Source organism: Psychrobacillus sp. NPDC096623 (assembly GCF_044762655.1).
GTDB lineage: Bacteria > Bacillota > Bacilli > Bacillales_A > Planococcaceae > Psychrobacillus.
In genome coordinates this window covers 229,390-255,463 of record NZ_JBIWER010000004.1, presented here as the reverse complement: position 1 = coordinate 255,463, position 26,074 = coordinate 229,390, and the positions used below count along the sequence as shown (strand labels likewise).

The following is a 26,074-nucleotide window of genomic DNA, read 5'->3' as shown; positions in this document are numbered from 1 at the left end:
AAAAACAAATCATAAGGATGGTTTAGTGTCTTACATATGGGTCATTGGTTATTTGTGTACTGCAATTGGTTTTAGTATAGGTGGGGTTATAGCATGGAGCATTAATGGTTTTCAGAAAAAAACAGATTTCATTTACAGTGTTTGTGTGGGGCTAACCCTTGGTGTATTAAGTTTTGAAATTGTACCAGAAGCAATAGAACTAGGAAATTGGATTACCTTCATCCTGGGCTTTTTTGTAGGGATCATATTGTTTGAAGCCGCCCACAAAACATTGAAAATCTTGTTTGGAACAACGACGGGTCAAAACAAGAGTTTTTCTATACAAACAGGCATACTATTAATACTAAGCATTTCATTTCACAATTTACCGATAGGAATTGTTTTGGGTTCTACAAGAGATACATCATTAGAATACTCGTTACTCCAAGCCATTCTTCTTCATAATGTACCAGAAGGCATAATAGTCTTTACTCTTTTGTATGTGGCCGGTCATGGGATATGGTCATGGTTATTTTTCTCTCTGATTATTGCAGCTCCTGTAGGGATTGGAGCTTACTTCGGAAGTACATTAGGCACTGGCAATCCTCTTTTTTGGTCGTTTGCAATTAGTCTTGCTGCAGGTACAATCTATATGATCATTGTGAAGGAAGTAATTATAGAAGCCATAAAGGATACTTCGCATGTATTATTAATTGCTATTATCAGCTTTGGTTGCATTGGATTCTACTTTTTTCTTTTGTAACCTTATTAATACGTAAAAAAGTAACATAAGTTTTTAGTTGAAGAGAACATTTATTATTAATGTTTTGCATGATCAATAGCCTGATGCAATAGATTCATAATATGGTCATCATCGCTTGAATAGTACAAGGTAGTTCCTTCACGTCGAAACTTTACTAAACGTAAATTTTTTAAAAAGCGAAGTTGATGGGATACTGTCGACTGACCTAAATTTAGTTCCTCTGCAATATCATTCACAGAATGCTCGTTACAGCAAAGTAAATTTAATATGCGAATACGTGTTGGATCACTTAATGCTTTAAACGTCTGAGATACGACAAATAGAGTTTCTTCATCCAATTCATGTGTGTTAGTTTGTACTTCTTCGCGCATACTTTTCAAAACCTCCATAGTTTAGTGATGGTGATGTGCATGGGGATTAGCCTCAGTTGCTTTTGCAGTACATAAAATGGAATTATCATGTCTATGGGCAGCAGTTTCTAGTTGAATCGTCACATGCTGAATATTTTTATGCTCTAAATCATGTTCAATTTTACGTAGTATCTTTTCGCCTTCTGCAATCGTCATTTGTTCTTCGACCACCACATGGCAAGAAAGTGCATTTAACCCGCTTGTAATAGACCAGATGTGTAAATCATGAACGCCCATTATTCCCTTTGTCTGTTCAATTGTTTTAATGATGTCATTTACACTTACATTTTGAGGAGTGCCCTCCATCAATACATGTAAGGAAGCTTTTGTCACATAGTAACCGCTGCGTAAAACAAGGATGGCGACAATGACACTTGCTAGTGGATCAGCCCAATTCCAGTCTAAAAACATGATTAAAAGAGCTGCAATAATAGCGCCAACAGAGCCTAACATATCACTAATCACATGAAGAAATGCCCCACGCATATTTAAATTGCCTTTTGTATCACTGCCACGCATCATAATCCAAGCTACAAGAATATTTACAGCTAACCCAATACTACTAATAACTAGCATTCCGGTAGTTGCTATGGCTGATGGGTTAGTAAAACGTTGAAATGCCTCATAAAAAATATAGAGTGCTATTAATATCAGCGTTACCCCATTGAATACTGCTGCTAGAATTTCAAAACGTTTATAGCCGTAGGTATTACTAACATTTGCTGCTTTTTCACTAAACGTAAATGCCAATAGGGCAACCCCGAGTGATACTGCATCACTTAGCATATGTCCAGCATCTGAAAGAAGAGCTAGACTGTTTGTCATAAATCCACCTATTACTTCAACAATCATATAGCTAGTAATAACTAAAAACGAGATCAGTAACACTTTCTTATTTGCGCCATGTGCATGGTTATGATTATCCGCCATATAAATCCCTCCACTATTATTATATAATTATTAAAACGGTATATGACAATATATTCATATAAACATATTATGTTCTTTAATATTTTATGTCAACTTTATATCTGCGGGTTAAACTATATTTTCTTAAACTTAGCATTACGCTTTACATACCCCCTATAGGTACTGTAATATAAAAGTAAGAAGAAATAGGAGGTTGAATAGTTGGATAGTGTAATGGAAGAGAATACAATCACATCTGATCATTCTTGTAGAAAAAGTCATCATCCCGACTATGTAAAAAAAGATTTAACGAATCGATTAAATCGCATTGAAGGTCAGATTCGAGGAATAAAAGGAATGGTAGACAAAGACGTCTATTGTGATGATATTATTACCCAACTTTCTGCAACTCAATCTGCTCTAAACAGTGTAGCAAAAGTACTTTTGCAAGGTCATCTAAAAGGCTGTGTAGTGGATAGGCTAGCGGAAGGTGACGAGGAAGTACTAGATGAACTGTTAGTTACAATTCAAAAATTAATGAAAAAATAAGAGGAGGAATTTTAAATGGTAAATCAAGTAACCTTAAACGTACAAGGAATGTCATGTGGTCACTGCGTTAGCTCTGTTGAGAAAAGTGTAGGAAAGTTAGATGGAGTAAATGAAGTAAAAGTTCATTTAGAATCAGGAAAAGTGGACGTTTCATTTGAAGAAGATAAAGTATCACTAGATGTGATTAAAGAAACAATTGATGATCAAGGATACGATGTAGTCTAAGCAGAAAAGAGTGCTATGAAGGCACTCTCTTTCTTTCATAAATTTATACCCCCTGGTAGTATGCAAAGGAGAGGTGAAAATAAGATGAGTAGTGAAATAAAAGAAACTAGTCTACAAATTACTGGTATGACCTGCGCTGCTTGTGCAACGCGAATTGAAAAAGGGCTAAATAAAATGGACGGGGTAGAACAAGCAAATGTAAACTTGGCGCTGGAAAAGTCCTTGATTAAATATGATTCTCAAAAATTGAGTAATGGAGACTTGGAAAAGAAAATTCAGGATTTGGGCTATGGTGTTGCCAAGGAAAATAAGGAATTTGCCATTACTGGAATGACTTGTGCAGCCTGTGCAACACGGATTGAAAAAGGTCTTAACAAGCTAGAGGGTGTGTCCTTTGCAAACGTTAATTTGGCACTGGAAAATGCAACTATAGAATATAATCCTTCACAGATTTCTGTTTCAGATATTATAGGTCGAGTGGAAAAACTAGGGTATGGAGCAATCAATAAAGAAGACGAAAAAGAAGCTGTTGATTACCGCGAGAAAGCTATTCAAAAGCAAAAAAGAAAGTTTATCATCTCAGCGATTTTATCACTGCCATTATTATGGACAATGGTCGGCCATTTTTCATTCACGTCGTTTATCTTTATGCCAGAATTCCTTATGAATCCGTGGGTGCAGATGGCTTTAGCAACACCGGTTCAATTTATCATAGGAGGCCAGTTTTATGTAAGTGCATATAAAGCTTTGCGAAATGGAAGTGCCAATATGGATGTGTTAGTAGTAATGGGTACATCGGCAGCCTATTTTTATAGTGTCTATCAAGCTATTATTACTACAGGTGAACATCATACAGCAAATCTCTATTTTGAAACGAGTGCGGTGCTCATCACGTTAATTATATTAGGGAAACTGTTTGAAGCAAAAGCGAAAGGGCGTTCCTCTGAAGCCATTAAAAAGCTTATGGGACTACAAGCTAAAACAGCCTTAGTATTAAGAAATCAAACTGAAATAGAAATACCACTTGAAGAAGTTGTAACTGGAGACACAATATTAGTAAAGCCAGGCGAAAAGATACCGGTCGATGGAGAAGTCCTAGAAGGAAACACCGCTGTCGATGAATCCATGCTAACCGGCGAAAGTATTCCGGTAGACAAAGCAGTCGGAGATGCATTGTTCGGATCAACAATCAATAAAAATGGTTTTCTTAAAATGAAAGCTACAAAAATCGGAAGAGATACTGCGCTTGCCCAAATTATTAAAGTGGTAGAGGATGCACAAGGTTCAAAGGCGCCTATTCAAAGACTTGCAGATAAAATCTCGGGTGTGTTCGTGCCAATTGTAATAGGTATTGCGATTATCACTTTTTTAGTTTGGATCATATGGGTGAACCCTGGTGAAATAACTCCTGCCTTGGAAGCTCTAATTGCTGTTCTTGTAATTGCTTGTCCATGTGCACTAGGACTTGCAACACCAACCTCTATTATGGCTGGTTCAGGTCGTGCAGCCGAGTTCGGCATCCTATTTAAAGGTGGAGAGCATTTAGAAACTACTCACCATATTGATACAGTTATTGTTGATAAAACAGGTACAGTCACAAACGGTAAACCAGAACTGACGGATGTAATTGTAGCGAGTGGCGTAGTTGAAGAGGAGTTTCTATCTTTAATCGGAGCAGCTGAAAAACAGTCAGAACATCCTCTTGCAGAAGCAATTGTAAAAGGAATTCAAGATAGAGGCATTCTATTTGAGACAGCTCAGGAGTTTGAAGCAATTCCTGGTTATGGAGTAAGAACAATTGTTGATCAGAAAGTAATTCTTGTAGGCACTCGGAAGCTAATGAATAAATATAACGTCGAAATATCTAGCATACTAACAACTATGGAAGAACTAGAGGCTAATGGGAAAACAGCCATGCTCGCAAGTATTGACGGCCAGTATGCCGGACTAATTGCGGTTGCAGATACGATTAAAGGAACTTCTAAAAAAGCCATTGAACGTTTACACGAGATGAATATTGAAGTGATTATGATGACAGGTGATAACCAACGTACTGCAACTGCAATCGGTAAAGAGGTTGGAATTGATCATGTTATTGCTGAAGTACTTCCTGAAGGAAAAGCGGAAGAAGTAAAAAAACTTCAAGCAGCTGGCAAGAAGGTTGCGATGGTTGGAGATGGTATTAATGACGCCCCAGCTCTAGCAGTTGCTGATATCGGGATGGCCATTGGTACAGGAACTGACGTTGCGATGGAAGCTGCAGATATTACATTGATCCGAGGTGATTTAAATAGCATAGCGGATGCAATAATTATGAGCCGTAAGACAATGAGAAATATTAAACAAAATCTATTTTGGGCGTTCGGCTATAACACATTAGGTATACCAATTGCAGCAGTAGGCTTACTTGCACCTTGGGTAGCCGGAGCAGCAATGGCATTCAGCTCTGTATCCGTTGTATTGAACGCATTACGTCTACAAAAGGTAAAACTTGAAAAGCATGTACGTTGAGATATTATAGCTTCGATTGAGGAGGATAACGATGAAAAAAGTAGTTATAGGAATCATTTCATTGGTTGCTGCATTTACGTTGTCGGCATGTGCTGGTGATGACAAGGAAACGAGTACACATGAAAACATGGACCACTCGAATATGGACCACTCTAGTACAGGCGAGCTTCCTGAGGGCTTGACAGTAGCGGATAATCCTACTTTTGAGGTGGGAAGTAAAGCTAGTCTGGAAACAGATCATATGGAAGGTATGAAGGGTGCAGAGGCAACTATTGTCGGCGCCTATGATACAACTGCCTATGTCATTTCTTATACACCTACGTCTGGTGGAGAAAGAGTGGAAAATCATAAATGGGTCATTCAAGAAGAGATTAAAGACGCTGGGGAGAAAACGCTAGAACCAGGAACAGAAATTACTATTGAAGCTGATCATATGTCTGGTATGGAAGGTGCTACTGCAGAAATTGATTCGGCAGAAAAAACTACTGTATACATGGTAGATTACACTCCAACTACAGGCGGAGAACTAGTGAAAAATCACAAATGGGTAACGGAAAGTGAACTATCAGTTAAATAAATGTAGATAATTTAAGAACTAAAAGAGCTTATTCCCTTAGAGAATAAGCTCTTTTAGTTTATTTTATTTTATCCAGTAAGCCAGTTGCGTCAAGGAATACGATGATAATTACTAACGGAATGATGAATTTCATTATAAAGAACCATACATTAAATGCAGTTGCCCCTAAACGAGAATGCTGTAATAGCTCCTCTCGTAAAGTGCTTTTTTCTATCTTATGTGAGACAAAAATGGAGATTAACAGTACTCCTAATGGCATTAAAATATTACTAACTAAATAATCGGCAGAATCAAATAGACTTTTAGAGAAAATTAGAATATCAGCAAAAACACTATAGGACAATGCGGAAGGGATTCCCACTAAGAATATTAATAGACCTATCACATAAGCATATTTTGTTCGCTTTTCTTGTCTATCTTTAACTAAAGAGGCCACAATAATCTCTAACATAGAAAAGGCAGAAGTTAATGTAGCAAACAAAAATAATGCTAAAAAACCTATTAAGAACACTTCTCCAAAAACAATTTGATCAAATACAGCTGGCAATACGACAAATAGCAAACCTGGTCCTTCAGCTGGTTCTAGTCCAAGTGAGAATACAGCTGGGAAGATCGCTAAACCTGCCAATAAAGCAATTAATAAATTCATGGATACAATTGAAATAGCTGGTTGTACTAAGCTTTCTTTTTTAGAAAGATACGAACTATAAGTAACCATCACTGATACGCCGACACTTAAAGAGAAGAAGGCTTGGCCCATCGCAAAAAGTATGCCTTGAGAAGTGATATTCGAAAAATCAGGTGCTAGAAAGAATTTAACACCCTCCATAGCATTATCTAATGTAAGAGAGCGGATGATTAGAATGATAAATAATCCAAATAAAGCTGGCATTAAAACTTTATTTACTTTCTCAATTCCATTTTGAATTCCTTTTGCTACCACTAAAACAGTAATAGCTAAGAATACAAATTGAGCAATAATAACCAAGAAAGGATTTCCTATCGTTATGTTAAAGACAGACCCATAATCTGCCCCTTCGCTAATAATTCCGCCAAAAAGACCTTTTGCAAAATATATTAAAATCCAACCACCAATTACACTATAGAAAGACAACAGAAGAAAACTAGTGAAGACACCTAACTTTCCTATCCAATGCCAGTTAGTATTAGGGGCAAGACTACGATACGCACTAATTGCTTCTTTTTGCGTACTTCTTCCAATAACAAACTCAGCTAATAATAAAGGGAAGCCCATAAACAAAGAAAATAAGATAAATAGAAGAAAGAAGGCCCCTCCTCCACTTATACCTGTAACGTAAGGTAGCTTCCAAATTGCACCTACTCCAATAGCTGATCCTGCAGCTGATAAGATAAAGCCAACCTTTGATGACCATTGTTCTGTTTTTTGCAAACTAACCATTCCAATCCATTTTTATTATGTCTTCTATAGAATAAAAGTCAAAAAAGCCACGTCTCTATCTGTTACGATAGGGACGTGGCTTTTCACGCGGTACCACCCTAATTGGAAACAAAGCTATGTTTCCCACTTGGTAAAATAACGGTTTAATCCGTTTTACACTACATTAAGCATAATGTAGTATAAAAAAGCTCTAAGAATGAAATTCACCAAATCTTTGTATCAGTTTTCACCAACCACTGATTCTCTTGTAACAGGGAGACCGGCTTAATAAAGTTCTCTTCGTCGCTCATTTGCTATAAAATGTATTAAACGAAATTATAGTCTGATAACACCTATAGGTCAACCGATTTATTAAAAAGCAAGTATTCGAAATATTACGTCTGTAAACTAATCCTCTTCGAGTTGTTCCTACTATCCTATTCGGAGTAACTACTTTTCTAACCCTAATAGTAGTTCTTTCATTTCTAAACCGCCTCTGTATCCAGTCAATTTTCCACTTTTGCCGATGACACGATGACAAGGAACGGTGATTAATACAGGATTAGCACCAATTGCAGTCCCAACAGCACGAACTGCACTCGGTTTTTGAATCTGTTCTGCAATATCCGAATACGAAACCGTTTGACCAAAAGGAATTTCCTGCAACACCTTCCAGACAGCCTGTTGAAAAGCAGTACCATGAAGGTCCATGGGCAATGTGAATTTTTTCCTTCGTCCTTCTAAGTAGTCCGTCAATTCTGTTGCATATGGTTTCATTACATACTTATCCTCCAAAAGTACATAGGCAGGGAGTCGCTTCTTCACCCATTTAGAAAGTTCTTCAAATGGTGCCAGCTGTGAACCGACATAACAAAGACCTTCCTTTGTTGCTGCGATGTACATTGTCCATGGTCCGCAATTTAACAACATCCAATACACAATACTCTCCCTACTTTTCTCCACTTTTTTGGACCTCCATCATCGTTTTTTGATATTGTTTAGGCGTTTGGCCGATTCTATTTTTAAAAAAAGTAATGAAATAGGTTGTATTGGGGAGCCCTACAGCCAAACCGACTTCTGCAATAGACTTCTTATGTGCGGTAAGTTCTTTCATCGCATTTGAAATTCGTACTTGCTGTATGTACTCAGTAGGCGTCAACCCAATAATTCTCTTAAATGTTCGCTGTAAATGATAGGGACTTCCATGACATATATTTGCTAATACTTCCAATGATAGTGATTCATGATAATTCGAGTTTATATATTCTTGTATTTGGACTACCCATTCCTCTTCTGGCAAACGTATACCAACAGGCTTGCACCGTTTACAAGGACGAAACCCTTCCGTTAACGCCTCTTCCACGTCCTTAAAGATGCGAACGTTCTCTTTTTTAGGGTCCCTCGATTTGCAAGACGGTCGACAGCAGATACCCGTTGATTTTACTGCGTAAATAAAAATATCATCATACGAATGATCATTATGCGTAATTGCTTGCCAACGTTCATCAGTCAATCGCATGACTTCTTGATTGTAAGTCATCGGAATCACCTCTTTTATATGTGTAGTATACACGGATTTCTTCGTTAATAAGAGTTTTTGGTATGTAAAAGCAAGATAACGAAATATTTATTTGAAGTAATAGGAAATTCAATTATTCAAGTGGACTTTTTCTTTATTTATATCATAGGTATGATAGAGAAGAAAGGAGCTGAAAAGATGGAACCTATTATTCATGGTGTCCTCTTGGCATTTGGTCTTATACTGCCGTTAGGAGTACAAAATGTATTTGTCTTCACGCAAGGAGTTACTCAACCAAGCCTGCTTAAATCACTTCCTGCTGTGGTAACCGCAGCAATTTGTGACACAGTATTAATCGTACTCGCCATCTTAGGATTATCATTAATCGTCTTGCAATTTGAATGGCTAAGGATTGTTTTGTTAGTTGCAGGAATTCTATTCCTTTTATATATGGGAAAAGTGATTTGGTCTTCGGAAGCAATGAACCTATCAGGAAAAGAAGCATTACCTTTGAAGAAGCAAATTGTTTTTGCACTTTCCGTGTCCTTCCTTAATCCACATGCATTATTAGATATTATCGGTGTAATTGGGACAAGTGCTGTAAAGTATAGTGGTCAACAATTACTTTTCTTTACCATTGCTTGTGTCTTTATATCTTGGATTTGGTTTTTCGGCTTAGCAGTTTTAGGTGCAACATTGAAAAAAATAAACATTTCAGGTCAAATATTCATTTTATTTAATAAATGTTCAGCAATCTTTATTTGGGGAACAGCTATTTATCTACTGATTGGTCTATTTTAAAGGTAGGTTTTGGAGGGGATTAGTTAGTTAAATGAATGACAAGGCTAGAACAAGGGAAATTGCTAGAAAAAAGGGAAATAGCCAAACAATTATTAAATCTATCCAAGCCAATTGAGCAAATCGTATTAGTAACTGCTTTAATAATAGAGATAGAAACACTTAAAAAAGAATTAGATAAATAATTTTCGTTTTTTATGCCCATTAAGGTAATATACCTGACCAGAGTGGGCTTTTTGTTGTCTCCATTCCAAAGCAATATTTCAGCATCGCCATATTTCACCACTATAATTATTGTCGGGAGTTTACAAAATATATATTTACAAGCTGAACACTTCGGAGTATTATTACCTTCAACTTCTTTTACGAAATAGGGTTTTTCAAATCTGGTATTAGGAAGTGTTCATATGCAAACTATTAAAAAGAAAAGAAGAAGCATTTCACCACCTATTATAATAGCCGGGAGTTTTTTGTTTCTCATATTCATTGGAACCCTTTTGATAAAATTGCCTATTTCGACCACAACCCACGTATCATGGATTGACGCGCTATTTGTAGTTACATCGGCAACAACCGTGACAGGACTTAGTGTATTTGATCCTGGTACGACCTTAACTGTATTTGGAGAAGTGGTATTAATGATGCTTATTCAATGTGGTGGTATTGGTTTAATGACATTTGCGGTAGCTATACTTATACTCTTAAAGAAGAAAATAGGTCTTCAAAATCGTATTTATATACAAGAATCATTCAATCAAAATTCGATAGGCGGCATCATAAAACTAGTGAGGTTGATTTTAACATTTGTTCTATCGGTACAACTTTTTGCAACAGTAATTTTGACCATACACTGGATACCAACTTTTGGTTTTAAGGAAGCTTTATATTTAAGTGTCTTTCATGTCATTTCTGCATTTAATAATGCTGGGTTTGCCTTGTTCCCTGATAACCTGATTGGCTTTGCAAATGATCCTATTGTGAACATCGTTTTATCATTATTATTTATAATTGGTGGAATCGGATTTACTGTAGTAGTCGATATTCAACAGAAAAAGTCATTTAAGCAATGGTCGCTTCACACGAAAATGATGATTGTCGGGACGATAATTATTAATGTTATTGCCATCGTCTTCGTTTTCGTACTGGAATATAACAATCCAGCAACAATTGGCTCTATGCCATTACAAGAAAAATTAATGGTGTCCTACTTCCAGGGCGTGACACCTCGTACTGCAGGGTTTAATACATTAAATTATGGTGATATGGAGGATCCCACTATTCTTGTCACAATGGGTTTAATGTTTATAGGAGCAGGCAGTGCTTCGACGGCATCGGGGATTAAGCTAACTACGTTTGTGGTAATAGTTTTGGCTACAGTTTCATTTTTACAAAGACGTAGTGAACCAGAATTATACGGAAGAACTATCCGTATGGAGACAGTAATACGGTCTTTAGCAATATCTACTATTGGTTTATTCATCGTCTTTTGCTTTGTATTTCTATTAACTATTACGGAGAAGATACCTTTTTTACCTCTAGCATTCGAAGTTGTATCAGCTTTTGGAACTGTTGGACTATCAATGGGAATCACGTCACAAATTAGTGATATAGGAGAATTGCTTTTATGCATAGTAATGTTTATCGGAAGGATTGGTCCTTTAACTTTGTTTTTCATACTTATGAAGCCCAAAAATGTTCATTATCGATACCCGTATGATCAAGTATTTACAGGATAGTTAGAGTTGTCGTGAATTAACGTATTAAGAGCTTTCTACTTTGGAAATAGTAGGAGGCTCTTTTTCGTTAATATATTATTTAATTTCTACTTTATTTTTCAAGAAAGCATAACCATTTAAAGAAGTAATACAGATTATTACTCCAATGATTAAATACATAGTTCGAATAGCTAAAAATTGCACACTGACGGTGGCAAATAGAATACCTAGTGGGTGCATAAGTCGCATGATTAATAGACGTACCGATGTAACTTTACCCATCTGTTGGTTTGGAATTCGTTGTTGAATTAGTGTGATGTTATAAATGTTGAACACAGCAATAACAATTCCTGCAATAGCCTCCGTTACTAAGGCTAAAGAATACCATGGACTAAACGCTAACGATAAATAAGTACAACCACCGATAAAGAGGGCACTAAACAACACACCAAGCCCATTCAATTGCCTCAGTTTAGAGCTAAGTAAAGCCCCAATAGTATAGCCAACCGGGAAACCTGCCATAAAAAATCCATATGATACAGTTGGTTGTTCTAAAACCGTTGTAATATAAGGAAGTGTTGTCACAATTGTTACCCCAACCCCGAATTGAACAAAGCCGAAGAAAACACCAAGCCAAACAATTAATGGATGCTTGAAATAAGAATTCAATCCTTCCTTAAACTCCTGAATCCAAGGATTTCGTACCTCATGCTTTAGATGACGTTCGTTTATTTGTACCAAATTATATGTACTTAACAAAAATGCTATCGAAATTATGATTAATAGCCAGTTCACCTCAATATAGTCTATTAACACTCCTGCGGTGATTGGCCCCATTACTGCCATTACTTGTCGAACGCTTTCAAGAGATGCATTTGCTTTTCCTAGAAATTCTTTCTCGACAATCGTTGGTAGTATAGATTGATTTGCAGGAGTGAATATAGGCATTATCAACCCTACAATAACCTGAACTATATAAATGAGTGGAACAAAGAACCAATCAGAGAACAGGGTAATCGCTAATAGCATTGCGAGAATGGCTCGTATTAACTGGCACCAAATCATTGTATACTTGCGACTCCAACGATCAATATATGGTCCTATAAATAGCTGCATAAAAAAAGATGGTATGTAATAGATTAACCACACTAAACCGAGTGCAGTTGCAGAGCCAGTATGTTCAAAGATTAGTATAGAATTGCAGAAGGTAAAAAACGCACCACCAAGTTCAGAGGTGGCACTACTTAACCAGATAGATCGAAAGCTATTATTTAACTTCACATCGTCACATCCTTATACTCCTACTATCTTCTACAGGCTTTATCTTTTTTCCTTTCTGCTTTTATTTAAAAAGGGGATATCTACCTGGACGTAGTATATATACTTATAACTACAAAGGGGGAGTTACGTATGTATCATTATTTTGAAGGGCTTGTTATTAGAGAGGGGAAAAAGGGTATTCCTGCTGAATATGTAGAGGAACTCTTTAAAGATGCTGGATGGAGTAAGCATACTCCGGATTGGCAGAAAGAAAAGTTCACGCTTATATTTGAAAATTCCACTTGGGCATATACTGTTTGGGATAACGAAAAAATGATTGGGATGATTAGAGTCATTTCTGATCAAATAATGGCAGCAAATATTATGGACTTAGTAGTGCAATCGGAATATCGTGGAAAAGGTATTGGTCAAAAGCTTGTGGAATTATGTGTTCAAAAGCTTCCTCACGGAGATTGGTTCGCACATACATCAGCTAATAATTTCAGTTTTTATGAGAAATGCGGTTTTGAGGTAAAGGATTTATTCCAACATGGAACCTGTACTTACTACGGATATATACAGGCTAAAAAAGATGGGCATAGATATTAGAATAATTTTTTATGGAGAGAAGTGATACTAGATGAGTGAGCGATGGGAAAAAAAGAAGGAAATTAGGAAGAACAAGCGCAAAGGCAATGATCAATACACATTTGGTGATTTTGTTTTTGAAGTTTTCTTTTGGGTGCCCGAGATACTTTTCCTTCCTTTCCGTATGCTTTTCTGGTTAGTTAGAGGTATAGGAAGAGTTATCGGTAGCCTGTTTGATGGTATATAATAGGAGTTAATGTAAGGAGTGATTTGTTTGTGGAATTATATAGCATTTGAAGAGTTAAGTGCATTGGAATTACAACGTATTTATAAAGCAAGAGTAGACGTTTTTGTAGTGGAGCAAAATTGCCCCTATCAAGAAGTAGATGACACTGACTTAGAGAGTACGCATATTTTTAAAGAAGAAAATAATGAATTATGTGCATACATGCGTGTGATTCCAACAGAGGACAATATTCATATTGGAAGAGTGTTAGTGGCTAGGAGTCATCGGAAATCTGGATTAGGTAGGGAGCTTGTAGCGAGAGGACTGGAATATATAGAAACTATTTATCCAGGTATGCCTATCTATGCACAAGCTCAAGCTCACTTAGAGGATTTTTATGGATCCTTTGGTTTTGAAACGGTGTCAGAAGTATATTTGGAGGACGAAATTCCGCATATTGATATGATTATGCCTGCTAAGGAATTAGGATAGGAAGTCTACATAAGTAAAACGGCTCCTTTTTTCTAATTAGGGCCGTTTTTTTAGGGGAAATCATTAAATCACAAGTTCACAACGGAGAATCGCAAAACCATGTCCACAAATCGCAAGTCAACTTGTTTGTTGCTGTGCTTTTTTTGTTTTATGAAGCGTATGTGCAGTTCCCCATTCATGCATGGCTACCAAAATGGGTTCTAAGCTTTTTCCATACTCACTAATGGAATATTCCACTTTCGGCGGGACCTGAGGATAGACATTACGTGTGATAATATCCTCTTGCTCTAACTCGCGAAGCTGTTTTGTTAGCATTTTTTGGGTTATGCCAGGTACACTACGTTTTAAATCACTGAATCTTTTTGTACCTTCCTGTAAAAGAATCAATAAAATAATTGGTTTCCATTTTCCTACTAGAATACCTAAAGCGTCGTCCACTTTGCAAAGCTCTGGTTGCATATCCATCGTGCAGCCTCCTCTCAATAGTATCATTATGTATACTATACCACTTTATTGTGCGTACTTACTGAAAGTGAAATTCAATACTATACTACTATATGAGAAATAATAATTTTATGGAGATTTCTTTAAACAGAAGGGTGAGGTAAATGGAAAAATATCGTATCGATCAAAGCAAAGGATTGGAATTTGGGTTATATACATTAGGGGATCATATGCCAAACCCACATACCGGAGAACGTATTTCCGCAGCGCAGCGTATACAAGAGATTGTTGAGTTAGCAAAGTTAGCGGAGCAAGCCGGAATTGATTTCTTCAGTGTAGGAGAAAGTCATCAGGAGTATTTTGCAACCCAAGCACACACTGTTGTTCTAGCAGCAATTGCACAAGCAACTAGTTCGATAAAAATTGCTAGTTCCTCATCCATAATAAGCACATCCGATCCAGTTCGCGTATATGAAGACTTTGCCACAATAGATTTACTATCCAAAGGTCGTACGGAAATTGTGGCTGGACGTGCCTCTAGAATCGGGTTATTTGAATTATTAGGCTACGATGTTCGATATTACGAGGAGTTATTCGAAGAAAAGTTCGAGCTATTATTGAAGATTAATAAAGAAAATGTCGTCAATTGGAGTGGGCAATTCCGAGCACCATTAAAAGATGCAAACGTCATACCACGCCCACAAGAAGGCTCGCTACCTATTTGGCGTGCAGTCGGTGGACATCCTGCAAGTGCGATTAAGGCAGGAAATGCTGGTGTGCCAATGTTTTTGGCTACTTTGGGAGGACCTGCATCATCTTTCAAGATCTCCATTGATGCCTATCGAGATGCTGCTAAAAGCAGCGGCTATAATCCTGCCGAACTTCCAGTTGCCACTGCTGGTTTCTTCTATGCAGCAGAAACAACACAACAGGCACAAAACGAATACTATCCTTATATCAATGAAGGAATGAAATTATCGAATGGTAGGGGTTATCCTAGAGACGCATTTGCTTTAGGAGCTGATCCGCACCATGTTATGAATATCGGAAGTCCGCAGCAGATTATCGAAAAAATTCTTTATCAGCAGGAAGTATTTGGTCATCAAAGATATATTGGACAAATGGATTTCGGTGGTGTTCCATTTGAAAAATTAATGAAGAATATTGAACTTATTGGCAATGAAATTCTCCCTGCTATTAAAAAATACACCGCTAAATAGTATTTGTTGAATAGTAAAAAAACCTATGGTAAAATGAAATCCAATTAAATGAAATGGAGGTTTTCCTTTTGACAGCATCTATGAGACTTAGAGTCCAAACTTTGAACCGTTAATTGAATAGGATCAAGGGCTCTGTCTCCGTGTAGAGTAAATGGGATTAGTCTGTCTTCTTAGGAAAACTTTATTTTACGTTTATCAAAAAAGAGGGAGAATCTGCCCTCTTTTTTGATGTCTAAAAATAGTTTTATATTTAATCTTTTTCGACCCGAGCAAAAAAGACCTTATCATTTCCTTTTCAAACAACAAATATACAAGAAAAGGTCGTGAAGAAGATGACTACAGAATTTGAAAATTGGAAAAGGAATATCATTATCTTTTTAGGCAGTCAAACGTTATCGCTTTTTGGTTCATCATTGGTCCAGTATGCAATTATGTGGCATATAACACTAACTACAAAATCAGGTATGATGATGACATTGTTTATACTGTGTGGGTTCATTCCTACCTTTATTTTATCGCCTTTTGCAGGGGTTTGGGCAGATCGCTACAATCGTAAGCTACTCATTATCTTGTCGGATGGACTGATTGCTACGGCAACCCTCGTAATGGCAATTGTCTTTTTAATGGGATACGATGCTATTTGGCTTCTGTTTGCTATGGCAGCAATTCGAGCGATAGGAACAGGTATTCAAGGCCCGGCAGTGGGAGCTATTCTTCCACAAATTGTTCCCGAGACTAATCTTACGAAAGTAAACGGAATTAATGGAAGTATACAGGCAATTATTATGTTCGTTTCTCCAATGGTGAGTGCGGCATTGCTGACGATGGCTACACTAGAAATAATTTTCTTTATCGACGTTATCACTGCGGCATTAGCAATCGTGACTTTGCTCGTGTTTTTGAAAATTCCAGCACATGCAAAAGCATCAATGCAACAAACGACAAGCTATCTAGACGATTTTAAAGAAGGGTTAATACATATTAATAACCATGCGTTTCTAAAAAAATTCTTTTTGTTTTTTGCGTTATTTTTCATCTTAATGGCACCAGCAGCTTTTTTAACTCCATTACAGGTGACACGTAGTTTTGGGGTTGATGTCTGGCGACTAACTGCCATAGAAATTGCTTTCTCTATTGGGATGATGGTAGGTGGAGCAATCATTGCTTCATAGGGTGGTTTTGCCAACAAGGTGCATACGATGACACTTGCTAGTATCGTTATGGGAATCTGTACAATTGCCCTAGGTGTTATGCCGATCTTTTGGGCTTACTTACTTTTCATGGGGCTATTCGGAATATCCATGCCAATTTTTAATACACCGACCACGGTTTTAATCCAAGAACGAGTTGAGGGTGATTATCTTGGTAGAATATTTGGTGTGTTTGGGATGATTGCTACATCCATGATGCCAATAGGGATGCTTATCTTTGGACCCATGGCCGATTTCTTGAGCGTAGAATGGATATTACTAGGTACAGGAATACTGATGTTAATATTAGGACTGTTATTAGGGAAAAATAAAGTATTATTAAAAGCGGGAGAGCCTGTTATTGTACAAGAAACAACAGAAGTAACTTCATAAAAATATTAACACCTTGATAAGATTTGAAATCGGTTCAAGGTGTTTTTAATGGACGTAGATTATTTGATCTCGTCTGCTAATGCCTGAAGCTTTTCTTCATCAACTATTTTGTACCCCATTTTCGTTTTTTCAATAATACCTGCTTCAGATAATTGGGCGAATGTATGTAGTAAATGGCGATAGGAAACACCAAAGTACTCGCTAATTTCCGTATGCTTTTCCTTATATATGTTATCGTGCGAGGACAAAAGTATAAAATCTGCCAGTTTGTTTTCTAATGGATACGCTTGATGCTTTGTATATTTGGTAGAATGAGCTGTTGATTTATTACTCAAAAATATACATAAATATCTAAGGAAGTGAGCGTCTGCTAATAACTTTTCTTTGCATTTTTCTATTGTGATTCCAATGCAAATAGATTTAGAGCTAGTTTGAATGCTTTTCGAGTATTTTTCATCATTTAACAACTCGATTTCACCCATAAATATTGGAGGGGTTAAAAAATTTATCAACGAAACCTTACCATTTTTATGGGTGACATATAGTTTTGCCTTCCCTTCTACCATATAAAAGAGATATTCTGGTTCTGCACCCTCTTGAATAATAAAATCTCCTTTGTCAAATTCAAAAACCTCTACATAGGGAGAAATATTAAAGGAAAAAAAAGATTGAATGGTGTAGTTATCAATGTAATATGCTTGTCGTGATCCTTCTATCCTGTTCAATTTTTACAATCCTCCTTAAAATATATGAGATATCTCCTATTATTATAATTTTACCCATGCTATCATTCAACCTAGTGAATGGAGGTATTAAAAAATGGTGAACAATCAACGCTGGCTTTCACAGAGCTTTTTCGTCTTCTTTTTTACATGGGGGATCTTTTTACCATACTGGACTGGCTGGTTAGTGCAAGCGAAGAATTTAACTGTAGCTGATGCGAGTATGATTATGGCATTTGGCCTAGTTGCGCGAGCTGTGGCAACAATGTTCGTATTTCCTTTTATGTCTAAATTTATGAGTAACAAAAAAATAATTATTACCTTTACTATATTGTCCTTAGTTGCAGCTGTAATTTATATACCGGCAACTTCTAATATGTCACTGCTCCTGATCACTCTACTATTTAGTTTAGTGTATCCGACTTTGATGCCAGCCATTGAAAGTGGGGCGTCTTCACTTGTCCAACAAGGAAGGGTGCATTATGGTAGAAGTCGTTCCTATGGATCAGGTGGATTTGTCATTGCCGTTCTTATTATTAGTATGTTAACGGGAGTTTGGGGAGAGCAAGCGATTCTGTGGAGTATGATTGTAGGATTGCTATTCTTATTGATCAAGCAGTTCATGCCTACCCCAGTAATTTTGCTGACGAAACCCTCTAAAGAAGACAGAAAGCAAAAACTTTCGATGAAGGGTTTATGGCAGGTAAAGACATTTCCTGTAGTATTAATGATTGTTTTTTTACTACAAGGAGCTCATGCAGCTTACTATAATTATGGATATATCTATTTACAGGAGTTAGGTGTTAATCCTTTCTATATCGGGATGATTATTAATATAGCAGTTATTTTTGAAATTTTGTACTTTATGAAGGCAGATACCTTTTTATCTAAATGGCGTCCATCTTCCTTATTTTTATTGGCAGGGGTTGGATCTACACTTCGGTGGGTGATGATTTTTATCTTCCCTAATGTGGCGATGTTCATCATTTCTCAAGCACTGCATGCGCTATCGTTTGGAGTAGCTCATATTGCTTTTATCCGATATTTAACAAGGTCTTTACCACAAGAACAAATTGCTAATGCACAGGGTCTGTATTCAGGATTGGCTTTAAGCTTAAGCACTGCCATTTTAACTTTTGGTGGAGGCTATCTATACGAAATTCAGCCAGGGTTAGCCTTTCTCGGAATGATTGTTTGTACGATTCCAGCGATTATTCTAATAATCATGACACGGAAGAGCCTGAAATACTAATTTGTGAAAAGTTTGTGACATGAAGTTAAAAACCATTCATTTCGAATTCGAAATAATTGAATGTAGTTTAATATATCTGTTAATATAACCAATGTAAACAAAACATTGGAGGAATAATAAAATGAATATTTTAGTAGTTAAAGCAAACAACCGCCCTTCTGCAGAAGGTATTTCTAGCAGAATGTACGATACATTTATGGAAAACTTAGAAGGAGCAAACGTAACCACTTATGATGTGTTTGCAGAAGATATGCCTTTTATCGGACAAGACCTTTTTAATGCTTTCGGTAAATTATCAGATGGAGTAGAGTTAACAGAATTAGAAGCTCGTTTAATCGCAGCTAAACAAAAAGCGATGGACGCAATCACTGCTGCTGATGTAGTAGTATTTGCATTCCCATTATGGAACTTAACAATTCCAGCTCCATTACAAGTGTTTATCGATTATATTTACCAAGCTGGCTTCTCGTTCAAATACGACGAAAATGGTCAAGCAGTACAATTATTGACTGACAAAAAAGCAGTCATCTTAAATGCTCGTGGTGGTATCTATTCTTCACCAGAAGCAGCACCAATGGAAATGGCAGTTAGCTACATGAAAAATGTATTAGGTGGCGTTTTCGGTATGCAAATCGTGGATGAAGTAGTAATCGAAGGACATGCTGCAGCGCCAGCTCAAGCAGAAGCAATCGTTGCAGAAGGCTTAGAAAAAGTAAAAGCAGCTGCTGCAAAACTTTCTAAACAATTAGTATAAAAATTATAAAGTAAGCGTTCATGGAGTCTTTTACGAGACCTTATGAACGTTTTTTTTAGTTACTAACCGATTCCATCCATATATTTATAATCTATGTTAAAGGTAAAGGTATTTGAAATGAACTTAAAAATGAGCCTCCTAGCCCATAATATTTTGATGCCCGTTTTTTTACTAAAGCACCCGTTAGTTGAATAAGAACTATACTTGGATTGGTCTATATTCCTTTGAAAGAGTAAGTATTTTTTCTATGATTTCCTGTTCGTAATCCCCGCTCAATGAAATAGTCTCTTTTGCAAAAGGAGCTAACTTTTCGTGATAGCCAATCATAACTGTATGCAATGCGTTTTCAAACATTGATATATCATTGGCATCATTCCCGAAAGCAATATATGTATTTTCTTTTATCCCAAGTGTCTCTAATGCACTCCATTTATTTATCCCACTTGGGCTGATATCAAGTACATTCTCGTTACTATGTTTATTTACATATACATTAAGTTTTGAAAGTTTTTCTGCTAATTCATCCATACTATTTGAGGTTAAAAACAGAACTTTAACTACTGAATCAAGAGACTCTAAGCTAACCATTTTCGCTAATTTTGCGGGGTCTAAATTTTGAAGTATAGGGTGTGTATCTGAGCCTGTATAAGCATAATCCCAATCACTATCTATTAGATAAGTAGCATTATATTGATTAATAAGATACTTTATTTCATTAATTTCATTTGTTGAAAACGTATTGGATTTGATTACTTTTCCTTTTATTGATATTAAAGAGCCATTTCCCCCAATCATTGTGTAATGATGAAATGCTTCGTTTATGACAGGTAGCATATCTCGAATAGGTCTGGCAGATGCAAAAATGACTTCAATATCCGCTTTCGTTAACTCTGACAACGAATGAAGTATCCTGTTGGATATTGGTTGCCCTTTAAAACAAACTGTTCCATCTAAATCAAAAACAAATCTCAAAAGTCTCACTCACTTTCATATTAAGTGTATAAATATAATTTAATTATACTGCTAAAAGAAATTTAATTGTCTTCTTATTCAACTAAACTGCCCCGTTAGTTCAATAAGAAAAAGCTTCCCTTACAGGCAGTCACTTTACTAAAGCAGCCGTTAGTTTAAGTACATTTATTCACAAGCTGATAACTGACTTTACGATGAAACCACATTAAATGGTTTATACTGCACAAACTAGCCGTAAAGGAGAGATAATAAATGAAAAAAATATTGCCTTTAGTCACACTTGCTGTTTCAATTGCCTTTTTGCCTCTTTTTTCTTATTCTCACGTTCAGGCTAAAACCGTAACTGAAGATGAAATTCAGCTACGTGATGATGTGATTCTCGATTTGCTTTTTCTATCTACCTACAAAGCACTCGAAGAACATTTCGGCAAACCGAAGCAGTATTATTGCGAACAGATTCTCAAAATCGAAAAGAAGATAGAACCCTCTCACTTTATTGTCACCGTGCAGCTAATAACATTTGAAGGTGCTCACGATTTTCCATTTGATTTAGTTACTCTCACTTTTAGTAATAAAAATAGTATTGAATGGCGGACTATTGATATAAAAAGCAGAACGTTAAAACCAAATGAAATAACTAATATAACTAAGGCGTGCTAGCGGGGATGGTGCAGTAATTCATTGTGATAAAGACACTATTTCCATTGATTATTCCTCTAACCTGCTGCGTTGGTTCAATATGGAGAAGAGTTACCTATGGCAACCCCATGATTTTTTACTAATACACCCGGAAGTTCACAAGCTTTTTACTATTCCCCCTAAATTTATCCTTCTTTATAGTAAGTATTCCTAGTAAGTTGGAGACTTTGGCATATAAGTACCTCCACCTGCTACCATTTCTTTTGTTTCAACATCATATACTGCATATCTGCCTCTAAATTCTTTTTCTGTGTCTTTAAAGGAATAAAAGAAATAAACTTGCCTATCAGGGCTAACAGTCTGATGGTAATTAATATCTATATCAGGGTAGGGACGAAGAATATTTTCATCTGAAGTTATATAATTTAATCCCTCTACCTCATTAATCAATAACTTTTCCCTAATATTTATAGATGCATCAGGCATTTCTTTAAAAAGAGCAGTATCCAAATGTTTTTGCTGTTGCTTTGGCTTCTTCTTATATCTTTGATATAGCTCCTGATGTACAGGATACTTTAAGTCTCTTAATGCCTGGTAAAATTCATCTACAGTTTCATCAAAAACTTTTTCCTTATTTGCAGGATATAAATATTCAATTTTATCTGAAGGTGTAGTTTGTGAATAAACAGGATTTCCCAATAACATGGAAAGACTGAACGAAAATAAAAACGTATACAAACTAATTAAGAAAGGATTTTTCATTTAGGTTACCTCCTTTTTAAAAGTAACGTACCCTAAATGTTCTTTAACTATCTTGCTACTTTAGTTTAAATGAACGCTTTCATAAACATATTTATTTCCACATAAATATCCAGTGGGAAATTATATAGGGAAACCCATTCCTCTACATTCGTTAATGATTTACTTCAACCATGTCTTATAACAGTGCCTATTTATAAAAGTTTATTTCATAAGGATTAAGGGCATCTTTTAAGTATATGAGAATATAAAGGAGTGGTTAGTATATGAAACAAACAGTGGCAGAAGTGTTGTTGGATCAGCTGTCTTACTATGGAGTGAAGCGTATTTATGGCGTAACCGGAGATACAATCATTGGGTTGTTGGATGCATTAGCTAAACAGGATAAGATTGAATTTATTGCAGTGAAACATGAATCAGTTGCAGCATTTATGGCTTCTGCAGAGGCAAAGTTGACGGGAAAGCTTGCCGTTTGTACGTCTACGATGGGACCTGGAGCAACCAATCTTCTCAACGGATTAGGTGATGCCTATGCAGACAAGGCACCAGTATTAGCGATCACAGGTCAAGCTCCATTGAATAAAATTGGAACCGACTTCCAGCAATTTGTTGACCAGCAAGAGCTTTTCAAACCATTTGCTACTTACTCGGCAAATTTAGCAAGTGAAGATGCAATTGTAGAGTTACTACAAAAAGCTACTCAAATTTCATTGCAACAACGAGCGGTAACGCATTTATCTATTCCGAAGGATTTATTTGAAAAAGAAACGCAAGCAGTGGCTCGACCACTTCCGAAAGTAATCGAGGGAGCAGAGACGTTCCAAAGTGATGATTTAACAGAAGTAGCAGAACTGATGAAAACAGCAAAGCTCCCAATGATTCTAGCTGGTGCAGGAGCTCAGAAAGCCACTGAGGCAATCGAAAGCTTATCTAAAACATGGGGAGCAGGTATTATTACGAGCTTCGGTGGTAAAGGGCTTTTTGAGGAGGCAACTCCATATCTTCTACAAGGAATTGGGGAAGGAGGAAATCCTCATGCTTCAGAAGTTTTTAAAGAGGCTGATGTTGTACTTCTTGCCGGTGTTTCGTGGTGGCCAGAAGGCTATGTCCCAAAGAAAGCGAGAATCATTCAGATTGATACACATATTGAAAGTTCTACAAGCGGTATTCCTGTAGAACTGGCTATAAAAGGAAAGACAGAGCAAGTTGTTCCACTTCTTCAAGATTTCTTTACTGGATATGAGCCGAATACCGACTGGCTAAATCGTATTGAACAAACTAAAACTAAATGGGCGAATGAGAATGAACAAGAAGGAGAAATAACCGATTACCCGTTACATCCTTCACGTATTGTACGGGGAATAGAGAAGTCAGTTGCAGAAGACGCTATCCTAACGATCGACACTGGAGATGTAACCGTTTGGATGAATCGTAATTTCCGCCAAAGTAAGCAGACCATACTGTTCTCTGGTTATTGGCGTTCAATGGGCTTTGGGCTACCTGCAGCAATCGCAGCAAAAATGGAGAAACCAGAGAGACAAGTAGTTAGTATTGTAGGAGATGGTGGTCTCGAGATGGTACTTGCAGATCTATTGACTGCTACTCGTTACAATGTAGATATTACAGTTATAGTATTTAATAATGGCTCTTTGCAGATGGAAAGCGATAAAATTCAAGCAGCAGGTTTACAGGAAATAGGAACGAAATTAACGAATCCAGACTTTGTGAAGGTTGCTGAGGCATGTGGGTGGACAGCCTTCCGAGCTGATAATGAGGGTGAGCTAGAATCTGTCATTCAGAAAGCTATTGCGACAGCGGGACCGAGTTTGGTAAACATACCAACTGCTCAAGCCTTCTTTCCAGAAACAGAATAATAAAAAGCGATGTTTCCATTCACCGTTCAATGGAAACATCGCTTTTCTATTTGTCTAGCTCCAGCGCCTTGCCCACTCGAGTCGTTTCAGAACACCTTTATCTGGCATTCCTCCAATGCATATCGGGGCTGACATAGGCGCCTCTGGTTTTCTTGTTAAAACATGGGGAACACATATGAGATTAGAAACCAAAGAACTCCGAAGAAAATGATTAAATAGGCGGCATATTTGATGAACGTGGCACCAACCATTCCAGAATCTGTTTTTTCTTCACGGTGCACTTCTACGCGTTTTTCTTCCTCCATTTTAGTTCACTCCTACCGTTATAGTCTTATTTATTGGATACCCATGGGAAGAATATGGTAAACATCTGGATCCATAAATGGTAAGTCCGTGTTGAAGGGAGGCTAGCAATACATTAGAATGGGACTAACAGAGTGAATGGAGGAATAATATATGGCTTTACCAAGTTGTCCGAAATGCAATTCAGAATATACATATGAAGATGGTAGTATGTTTGTTTGTCCAGAGTGTGCACATGAATGGTCACAGCAGGCAGAAAGTGATAGTAATGTAGAGCAACAAGTTGTTAAAGACTCGAATGGGAATGTCTTAAATGATGGAGATGCAGTAACAGTTATTAAAGACTTAAAGGTAAAGGGAAGCTCTTCTACATTAAAACAAGGTACCAAGGTAAAAAGTATCCGTTTAGTTGAAGGAGATCATAATATCGATTGCAAAATTGATGGATTTGGCGCGATGAAACTAAAATCAGAATTCGTGAAAAAGATTTAAGTAATTGATTATGGGCATGGGAAATGCAGTATTACACTATTAGTCCATCATAGAGTAGGAGGAATTATTATGCCATTAGCTAATGACAATCAATACATTTGGCAGCCATTTTCAACATCACCGCCACCACCGTTTACTCCAGCTGACCAGTCAGTGCACAATAAGCTAAAATTAAAAACAGATTAAGCATCTGCGAAAAGCTCTTTCGCAGATTCGGAGGAGTAGACGATGAAATCTAAAATTCAGTTTTTATTATCAATGATAATCTTCGGTACAATTGGTGTATTTGTAAGATACATTGATTTATCTTCGAGTGAAATAGCTTTATTACGTGGTTTAATTGGTAGTTTGTTTTTAATGACCGTTATGTTCATGATGAAGAAGAAAATTTCATGGGCCTTGGTTAAGGTAAATGCAATTGTATTAATACTTTCGAGTATTGCATTAGGTGGAAATTGGATTTTCCTTTTTCAAGCATTTAAGTATACGACCATTTCCAATGCCACATTAAGCTACTATTTTGCACCTGTCATTGTCCTGATGCTTTCACCACTTGTACTTAAGGAAAAATTATCAGCTAAGAAAATAATCTGCATTAGTGTAGCTATGCTAGGGATGTTATTCATTGTTGGTAATGGTAGTGTAAGTACATCTGGATTCGAAGATTTAATTGGTATTGGTTATGGTTTAATGGCAGCCATATTATATGCTTCCTTAATGCTGTTGAATAAGTTTATTAAAAACATGGATGGATTAGAAACTACATTGCTTCAGCTTGGAATGGCTACAATATTTCTAATTCCGTATGTTTTATTTACGGAAGGATTCGGTATTTTGGAAGTATCAAGTTCATCCATTCCATTTATATTGATCTTAGGGTTTGTACACACTGGTATTGGATTCTTGTTTTTCTTCTCTGGAATGCAGAAGATAAAAGGGCAAAGCATAGCGGCACTAAGCTATGCAGATCCAATCACCTCTTTAGTAATCTCTGTAATTATCTTGCAGGAGCAAATGACATTTATTCAACTGCTAGGTGGTGCATTGCTTTTAGGTGCAACATTTGTCAGTGAAAATAAATTCATGAAACTCCCAAGAAGGTTAAAATCAGCTCAATAACATAACAAAACAGTGTGAGCC

The 26,074-nt window shown here is 36.7% G+C and carries 29 protein-coding genes, 1 pseudogene and 1 other annotated feature; of the genes and pseudogenes, 19 read left to right on the top strand and 11 right to left on the bottom strand.

The features are described from left to right. The first annotated feature begins 25 nt into the window (after window positions 1-25). Window positions 26-742, top strand: a complete 717-nt coding sequence (locus tag ACIQX2_RS13410) for a ZIP family metal transporter (RefSeq protein ID WP_402851210.1) — start codon at window positions 26-28, stop codon at window positions 740-742. Between the two features lie 56 nt (window positions 743-798). Here the strand turns inward: ACIQX2_RS13410 and ACIQX2_RS13405 are convergent, their stop codons facing one another. Together ACIQX2_RS13405 and ACIQX2_RS13400 are read right to left on the bottom strand one after the other, a co-directional pair. Then, window positions 799-1,113, bottom strand: coding sequence for an ArsR/SmtB family transcription factor (locus tag ACIQX2_RS13405; RefSeq protein WP_093061765.1), 315 nt, complete (start codon window positions 1,111-1,113; stop codon window positions 799-801). Between the two features lie 21 nt (window positions 1,114-1,134). Next, window positions 1,135-2,082 carry a cation diffusion facilitator family transporter gene (locus tag ACIQX2_RS13400; protein WP_402851206.1) on the bottom strand — a complete coding sequence of 316 codons (948 nt, stop codon included), beginning with the start codon at window positions 2,080-2,082 and terminating at the stop codon, window positions 1,135-1,137. Window positions 2,083-2,295: 213 nt separating this feature from the next. Between ACIQX2_RS13400 and ACIQX2_RS13395 the strand changes: the two genes are divergently transcribed. From ACIQX2_RS13395 to ACIQX2_RS13380, 4 genes are all read left to right on the top strand, one after another. After that, window positions 2,296-2,610: a metal-sensing transcriptional repressor gene (locus ACIQX2_RS13395; protein ID WP_402851353.1), complete on the top strand. Its 315-nt coding sequence runs from the start codon at window positions 2,296-2,298 to the stop codon at window positions 2,608-2,610. A 15-nt stretch (window positions 2,611-2,625) separates the two neighbouring features. Beyond that, window positions 2,626-2,835: a copper chaperone CopZ gene (gene copZ / locus ACIQX2_RS13390; protein ID WP_402851203.1), complete on the top strand. Its 210-nt coding sequence runs from the start codon at window positions 2,626-2,628 to the stop codon at window positions 2,833-2,835. A gap of 84 nt (window positions 2,836-2,919) precedes the next feature. After that, on the top strand, window positions 2,920-5,346 hold the full coding sequence (locus ACIQX2_RS13385; RefSeq protein WP_402851201.1) for a heavy metal translocating P-type ATPase: 2,427 nt from the start codon (window positions 2,920-2,922) through the stop codon (window positions 5,344-5,346). A 31-nt stretch (window positions 5,347-5,377) separates the two neighbouring features. Continuing rightward, window positions 5,378-5,923 carry a DUF1541 domain-containing protein gene (locus ACIQX2_RS13380; protein WP_402851198.1) on the top strand — a complete coding sequence of 182 codons (546 nt, stop codon included), beginning with the start codon at window positions 5,378-5,380 and terminating at the stop codon, window positions 5,921-5,923. A gap of 58 nt (window positions 5,924-5,981) precedes the next feature. Here the strand turns inward: ACIQX2_RS13380 and ACIQX2_RS13375 are convergent, their stop codons facing one another. The 3 genes from ACIQX2_RS13375 to ACIQX2_RS13365 all read right to left on the bottom strand — a co-directional run bounded on the left by ACIQX2_RS13375 (window position 5,982) and on the right by ACIQX2_RS13365 (window position 8,862). Next, on the bottom strand, window positions 5,982-7,334 hold the full coding sequence (locus tag ACIQX2_RS13375) for a sodium-dependent transporter (RefSeq protein WP_402851195.1): 1,353 nt from the start codon (window positions 7,332-7,334) through the stop codon (window positions 5,982-5,984). A gap of 75 nt (window positions 7,335-7,409) precedes the next feature. Further along, window positions 7,410-7,635: a binding site (T-box leader), on the bottom strand. Window positions 7,636-7,772: 137 nt separating this feature from the next. Next, on the bottom strand, window positions 7,773-8,285 hold the full coding sequence (locus tag ACIQX2_RS13370; RefSeq protein WP_402851193.1) for a methylated-DNA--[protein]-cysteine S-methyltransferase: 513 nt from the start codon (window positions 8,283-8,285) through the stop codon (window positions 7,773-7,775). Continuing rightward, entirely contained in the window at window positions 8,272-8,862 is a 591-nt protein-coding gene (locus ACIQX2_RS13365) for a bifunctional transcriptional activator/DNA repair enzyme AdaA (RefSeq protein ID WP_402851190.1), read from the bottom strand. The genes ACIQX2_RS13370 and ACIQX2_RS13365 overlap by 14 nt, the downstream gene beginning before the upstream one ends. A 177-nt stretch (window positions 8,863-9,039) precedes the next feature. On the opposite strand from ACIQX2_RS13365, the gene ACIQX2_RS13360 reads away from it, so the two are divergent. The 3 genes from ACIQX2_RS13360 (at window position 9,040) to ACIQX2_RS13350 (ending at window position 11,375) form a co-directional block, all read left to right on the top strand. Then, window positions 9,040-9,642, top strand: coding sequence for a LysE/ArgO family amino acid transporter (locus ACIQX2_RS13360; RefSeq protein ID WP_402851187.1), 603 nt, complete (start codon window positions 9,040-9,042; stop codon window positions 9,640-9,642). Window positions 9,643-9,677: 35 nt separating this feature from the next. Further along, complete coding sequence (locus ACIQX2_RS13355) at window positions 9,678-9,824, top strand: hypothetical protein (RefSeq protein ID WP_402851185.1); 147 nt, start codon at window positions 9,678-9,680, stop codon at window positions 9,822-9,824. A 222-nt stretch (window positions 9,825-10,046) separates the two neighbouring features. Next, window positions 10,047-11,375 (top strand): TrkH family potassium uptake protein, encoded by a 1,329-nt coding sequence (locus ACIQX2_RS13350; protein WP_402851183.1) that lies wholly within the window; start codon window positions 10,047-10,049, stop codon window positions 11,373-11,375. Window positions 11,376-11,450: 75 nt separating this feature from the next. Here ACIQX2_RS13350 and ACIQX2_RS13345 read toward each other — a convergent pair whose 3' ends face one another. Further along, window positions 11,451-12,635, bottom strand: a complete 1,185-nt coding sequence (locus ACIQX2_RS13345; RefSeq protein ID WP_402851181.1) for an MFS transporter — start codon at window positions 12,633-12,635, stop codon at window positions 11,451-11,453. 129 nt (window positions 12,636-12,764) lie between these two features. Here ACIQX2_RS13345 and ACIQX2_RS13340 point away from each other — a divergent pair, with 129 nt between their 5' ends. From ACIQX2_RS13340 to ACIQX2_RS13330, 3 genes are read left to right on the top strand one after another with little or no spacing between them, the layout of a single operon-like run. Then, window positions 12,765-13,223, top strand: a complete 459-nt coding sequence (locus ACIQX2_RS13340; RefSeq protein WP_402851178.1) for a GNAT family N-acetyltransferase — start codon at window positions 12,765-12,767, stop codon at window positions 13,221-13,223. A 31-nt stretch (window positions 13,224-13,254) separates the two neighbouring features. Then, window positions 13,255-13,449 (top strand): hypothetical protein, encoded by a 195-nt coding sequence (locus ACIQX2_RS13335; RefSeq protein ID WP_402851175.1) that lies wholly within the window; start codon window positions 13,255-13,257, stop codon window positions 13,447-13,449. Between the two features lie 27 nt (window positions 13,450-13,476). Continuing rightward, on the top strand, window positions 13,477-13,920 hold the full coding sequence (locus tag ACIQX2_RS13330; protein WP_402851172.1) for a GNAT family N-acetyltransferase: 444 nt from the start codon (window positions 13,477-13,479) through the stop codon (window positions 13,918-13,920). A 117-nt stretch (window positions 13,921-14,037) separates the two neighbouring features. Here the strand turns inward: ACIQX2_RS13330 and ACIQX2_RS13325 are convergent, their stop codons facing one another. Further along, window positions 14,038-14,385 carry a winged helix-turn-helix transcriptional regulator gene (locus ACIQX2_RS13325; protein ID WP_402851169.1) on the bottom strand — a complete coding sequence of 116 codons (348 nt, stop codon included), beginning with the start codon at window positions 14,383-14,385 and terminating at the stop codon, window positions 14,038-14,040. A gap of 143 nt (window positions 14,386-14,528) precedes the next feature. Between ACIQX2_RS13325 and ACIQX2_RS13320 the strand changes: the two genes are divergently transcribed. Together ACIQX2_RS13320 and ACIQX2_RS13315 are read left to right on the top strand one after the other, a co-directional pair. Then, window positions 14,529-15,584 carry an LLM class flavin-dependent oxidoreductase gene (locus tag ACIQX2_RS13320; RefSeq protein ID WP_402851167.1) on the top strand — a complete coding sequence of 352 codons (1,056 nt, stop codon included), beginning with the start codon at window positions 14,529-14,531 and terminating at the stop codon, window positions 15,582-15,584. A 332-nt stretch (window positions 15,585-15,916) separates the two neighbouring features. Beyond that, window positions 15,917-17,167: pseudogene (locus tag ACIQX2_RS13315) on the top strand (MFS transporter). A 59-nt stretch (window positions 17,168-17,226) separates the two neighbouring features. On the opposite strand, the gene yeiL reads toward ACIQX2_RS13315, so the two are convergent. Then, window positions 17,227-17,892 (bottom strand): transcriptional regulator YeiL, encoded by a 666-nt coding sequence (gene yeiL / locus ACIQX2_RS13310; protein WP_402851164.1) that lies wholly within the window; start codon window positions 17,890-17,892, stop codon window positions 17,227-17,229. Between the two features lie 97 nt (window positions 17,893-17,989). Between yeiL and ACIQX2_RS13305 the strand changes: the two genes are divergently transcribed. Both ACIQX2_RS13305 and ACIQX2_RS13300 read left to right on the top strand, forming a co-directional pair. Next, window positions 17,990-19,141, top strand: coding sequence for an MFS transporter (locus ACIQX2_RS13305; protein WP_402851351.1), 1,152 nt, complete (start codon window positions 17,990-17,992; stop codon window positions 19,139-19,141). 121 nt (window positions 19,142-19,262) lie between these two features. Beyond that, window positions 19,263-19,895, top strand: a complete 633-nt coding sequence (locus ACIQX2_RS13300; protein WP_402851161.1) for an FMN-dependent NADH-azoreductase — start codon at window positions 19,263-19,265, stop codon at window positions 19,893-19,895. Between the two features lie 198 nt (window positions 19,896-20,093). Here ACIQX2_RS13300 and ACIQX2_RS13295 read toward each other — a convergent pair whose 3' ends face one another. Then, window positions 20,094-20,867 carry an HAD-IIB family hydrolase gene (locus tag ACIQX2_RS13295; RefSeq protein WP_402851159.1) on the bottom strand — a complete coding sequence of 258 codons (774 nt, stop codon included), beginning with the start codon at window positions 20,865-20,867 and terminating at the stop codon, window positions 20,094-20,096. 252 nt (window positions 20,868-21,119) lie between these two features. Between ACIQX2_RS13295 and ACIQX2_RS13290 the strand changes: the two genes are divergently transcribed. Then, window positions 21,120-21,527, top strand: a complete 408-nt coding sequence (locus ACIQX2_RS13290) for a DUF3888 domain-containing protein (protein ID WP_402851156.1) — start codon at window positions 21,120-21,122, stop codon at window positions 21,525-21,527. Between the two features lie 189 nt (window positions 21,528-21,716). On the opposite strand, the gene ACIQX2_RS13285 is transcribed toward ACIQX2_RS13290, so the two are convergent. After that, window positions 21,717-22,268: a hypothetical protein gene (locus ACIQX2_RS13285; protein ID WP_402851154.1), complete on the bottom strand. Its 552-nt coding sequence runs from the start codon at window positions 22,266-22,268 to the stop codon at window positions 21,717-21,719. A 263-nt stretch (window positions 22,269-22,531) separates the two neighbouring features. Between ACIQX2_RS13285 and ACIQX2_RS13280 the strand changes: the two genes are divergently transcribed. Further along, the gene (locus ACIQX2_RS13280) at window positions 22,532-24,139 is read left to right on the top strand and encodes a thiamine pyrophosphate-binding protein (RefSeq protein ID WP_402851151.1); all 1,608 of its coding nucleotides are present in this window, start codon (window positions 22,532-22,534) and stop codon (window positions 24,137-24,139) included. Window positions 24,140-24,294: 155 nt separating this feature from the next. Here the strand turns inward: ACIQX2_RS13280 and ACIQX2_RS13275 are convergent, their stop codons facing one another. Beyond that, window positions 24,295-24,444: a hypothetical protein gene (locus ACIQX2_RS13275; protein ID WP_402851148.1), complete on the bottom strand. Its 150-nt coding sequence runs from the start codon at window positions 24,442-24,444 to the stop codon at window positions 24,295-24,297. Window positions 24,445-24,595: 151 nt separating this feature from the next. On the opposite strand from ACIQX2_RS13275, the gene ACIQX2_RS13270 reads away from it, so the two are divergent. Then, the gene (locus tag ACIQX2_RS13270) at window positions 24,596-24,934 is read left to right on the top strand and encodes a zinc ribbon domain-containing protein YjdM (protein WP_402851145.1); all 339 of its coding nucleotides are present in this window, start codon (window positions 24,596-24,598) and stop codon (window positions 24,932-24,934) included. 228 nt (window positions 24,935-25,162) lie between these two features. Beyond that, window positions 25,163-26,053, top strand: coding sequence for a DMT family transporter (locus ACIQX2_RS13265; RefSeq protein WP_402851142.1), 891 nt, complete (start codon window positions 25,163-25,165; stop codon window positions 26,051-26,053). Window positions 26,054-26,074: the final 21 nt, after the last annotated feature.

What these genes read in the sequence shown, in the direction of transcription:
- ACIQX2_RS13275 (WP_402851148.1), bottom strand. Translation starts at nt 24,444, where the DNA reads ATGGAGGAAGAAAAACGCGTAGAAGTGCACCGTGAAGAAAAAACAGAT.
- ACIQX2_RS13265 (WP_402851142.1), top strand. Translation starts at nt 25,163, where the DNA reads ATGAAATCTAAAATTCAGTTTTTATTATCAATGATAATCTTCGGTACA.
- ACIQX2_RS13300 (WP_402851161.1), top strand. Translation starts at nt 19,263, where the DNA reads ATGAATATTTTAGTAGTTAAAGCAAACAACCGCCCTTCTGCAGAAGGT.
- copZ (WP_402851203.1), top strand. Translation starts at nt 2,626, where the DNA reads ATGGTAAATCAAGTAACCTTAAACGTACAAGGAATGTCATGTGGTCAC.
- ACIQX2_RS13395 (WP_402851353.1), top strand. Translation starts at nt 2,296, where the DNA reads ATGGAAGAGAATACAATCACATCTGATCATTCTTGTAGAAAAAGTCAT.
- ACIQX2_RS13360 (WP_402851187.1), top strand. Translation starts at nt 9,040, where the DNA reads ATGGAACCTATTATTCATGGTGTCCTCTTGGCATTTGGTCTTATACTG.
- ACIQX2_RS13365 (WP_402851190.1), bottom strand. Translation starts at nt 8,862, where the DNA reads ATGACTTACAATCAAGAAGTCATGCGATTGACTGATGAACGTTGGCAA.
- ACIQX2_RS13355 (WP_402851185.1), top strand. Translation starts at nt 9,678, where the DNA reads ATGACAAGGCTAGAACAAGGGAAATTGCTAGAAAAAAGGGAAATAGCC.
- ACIQX2_RS13325 (WP_402851169.1), bottom strand. Translation starts at nt 14,385, where the DNA reads ATGGATATGCAACCAGAGCTTTGCAAAGTGGACGACGCTTTAGGTATT.
- ACIQX2_RS13320 (WP_402851167.1), top strand. Translation starts at nt 14,529, where the DNA reads ATGGAAAAATATCGTATCGATCAAAGCAAAGGATTGGAATTTGGGTTA.
- ACIQX2_RS13405 (WP_093061765.1), bottom strand. Translation starts at nt 1,113, where the DNA reads ATGCGCGAAGAAGTACAAACTAACACACATGAATTGGATGAAGAAACT.
- ACIQX2_RS13380 (WP_402851198.1), top strand. Translation starts at nt 5,378, where the DNA reads ATGAAAAAAGTAGTTATAGGAATCATTTCATTGGTTGCTGCATTTACG.
- ACIQX2_RS13335 (WP_402851175.1), top strand. Translation starts at nt 13,255, where the DNA reads ATGAGTGAGCGATGGGAAAAAAAGAAGGAAATTAGGAAGAACAAGCGC.
- ACIQX2_RS13400 (WP_402851206.1), bottom strand. Translation starts at nt 2,082, where the DNA reads ATGGCGGATAATCATAACCATGCACATGGCGCAAATAAGAAAGTGTTA.
- ACIQX2_RS13270 (WP_402851145.1), top strand. Translation starts at nt 24,596, where the DNA reads ATGGCTTTACCAAGTTGTCCGAAATGCAATTCAGAATATACATATGAA.
- ACIQX2_RS13350 (WP_402851183.1), top strand. Translation starts at nt 10,047, where the DNA reads ATGCAAACTATTAAAAAGAAAAGAAGAAGCATTTCACCACCTATTATA.
- ACIQX2_RS13290 (WP_402851156.1), top strand. Translation starts at nt 21,120, where the DNA reads ATGAAAAAAATATTGCCTTTAGTCACACTTGCTGTTTCAATTGCCTTT.
- ACIQX2_RS13285 (WP_402851154.1), bottom strand. Translation starts at nt 22,268, where the DNA reads ATGAAAAATCCTTTCTTAATTAGTTTGTATACGTTTTTATTTTCGTTC.
- ACIQX2_RS13385 (WP_402851201.1), top strand. Translation starts at nt 2,920, where the DNA reads ATGAGTAGTGAAATAAAAGAAACTAGTCTACAAATTACTGGTATGACC.
- ACIQX2_RS13280 (WP_402851151.1), top strand. Translation starts at nt 22,532, where the DNA reads ATGAAACAAACAGTGGCAGAAGTGTTGTTGGATCAGCTGTCTTACTAT.
- ACIQX2_RS13340 (WP_402851178.1), top strand. Translation starts at nt 12,765, where the DNA reads ATGTATCATTATTTTGAAGGGCTTGTTATTAGAGAGGGGAAAAAGGGT.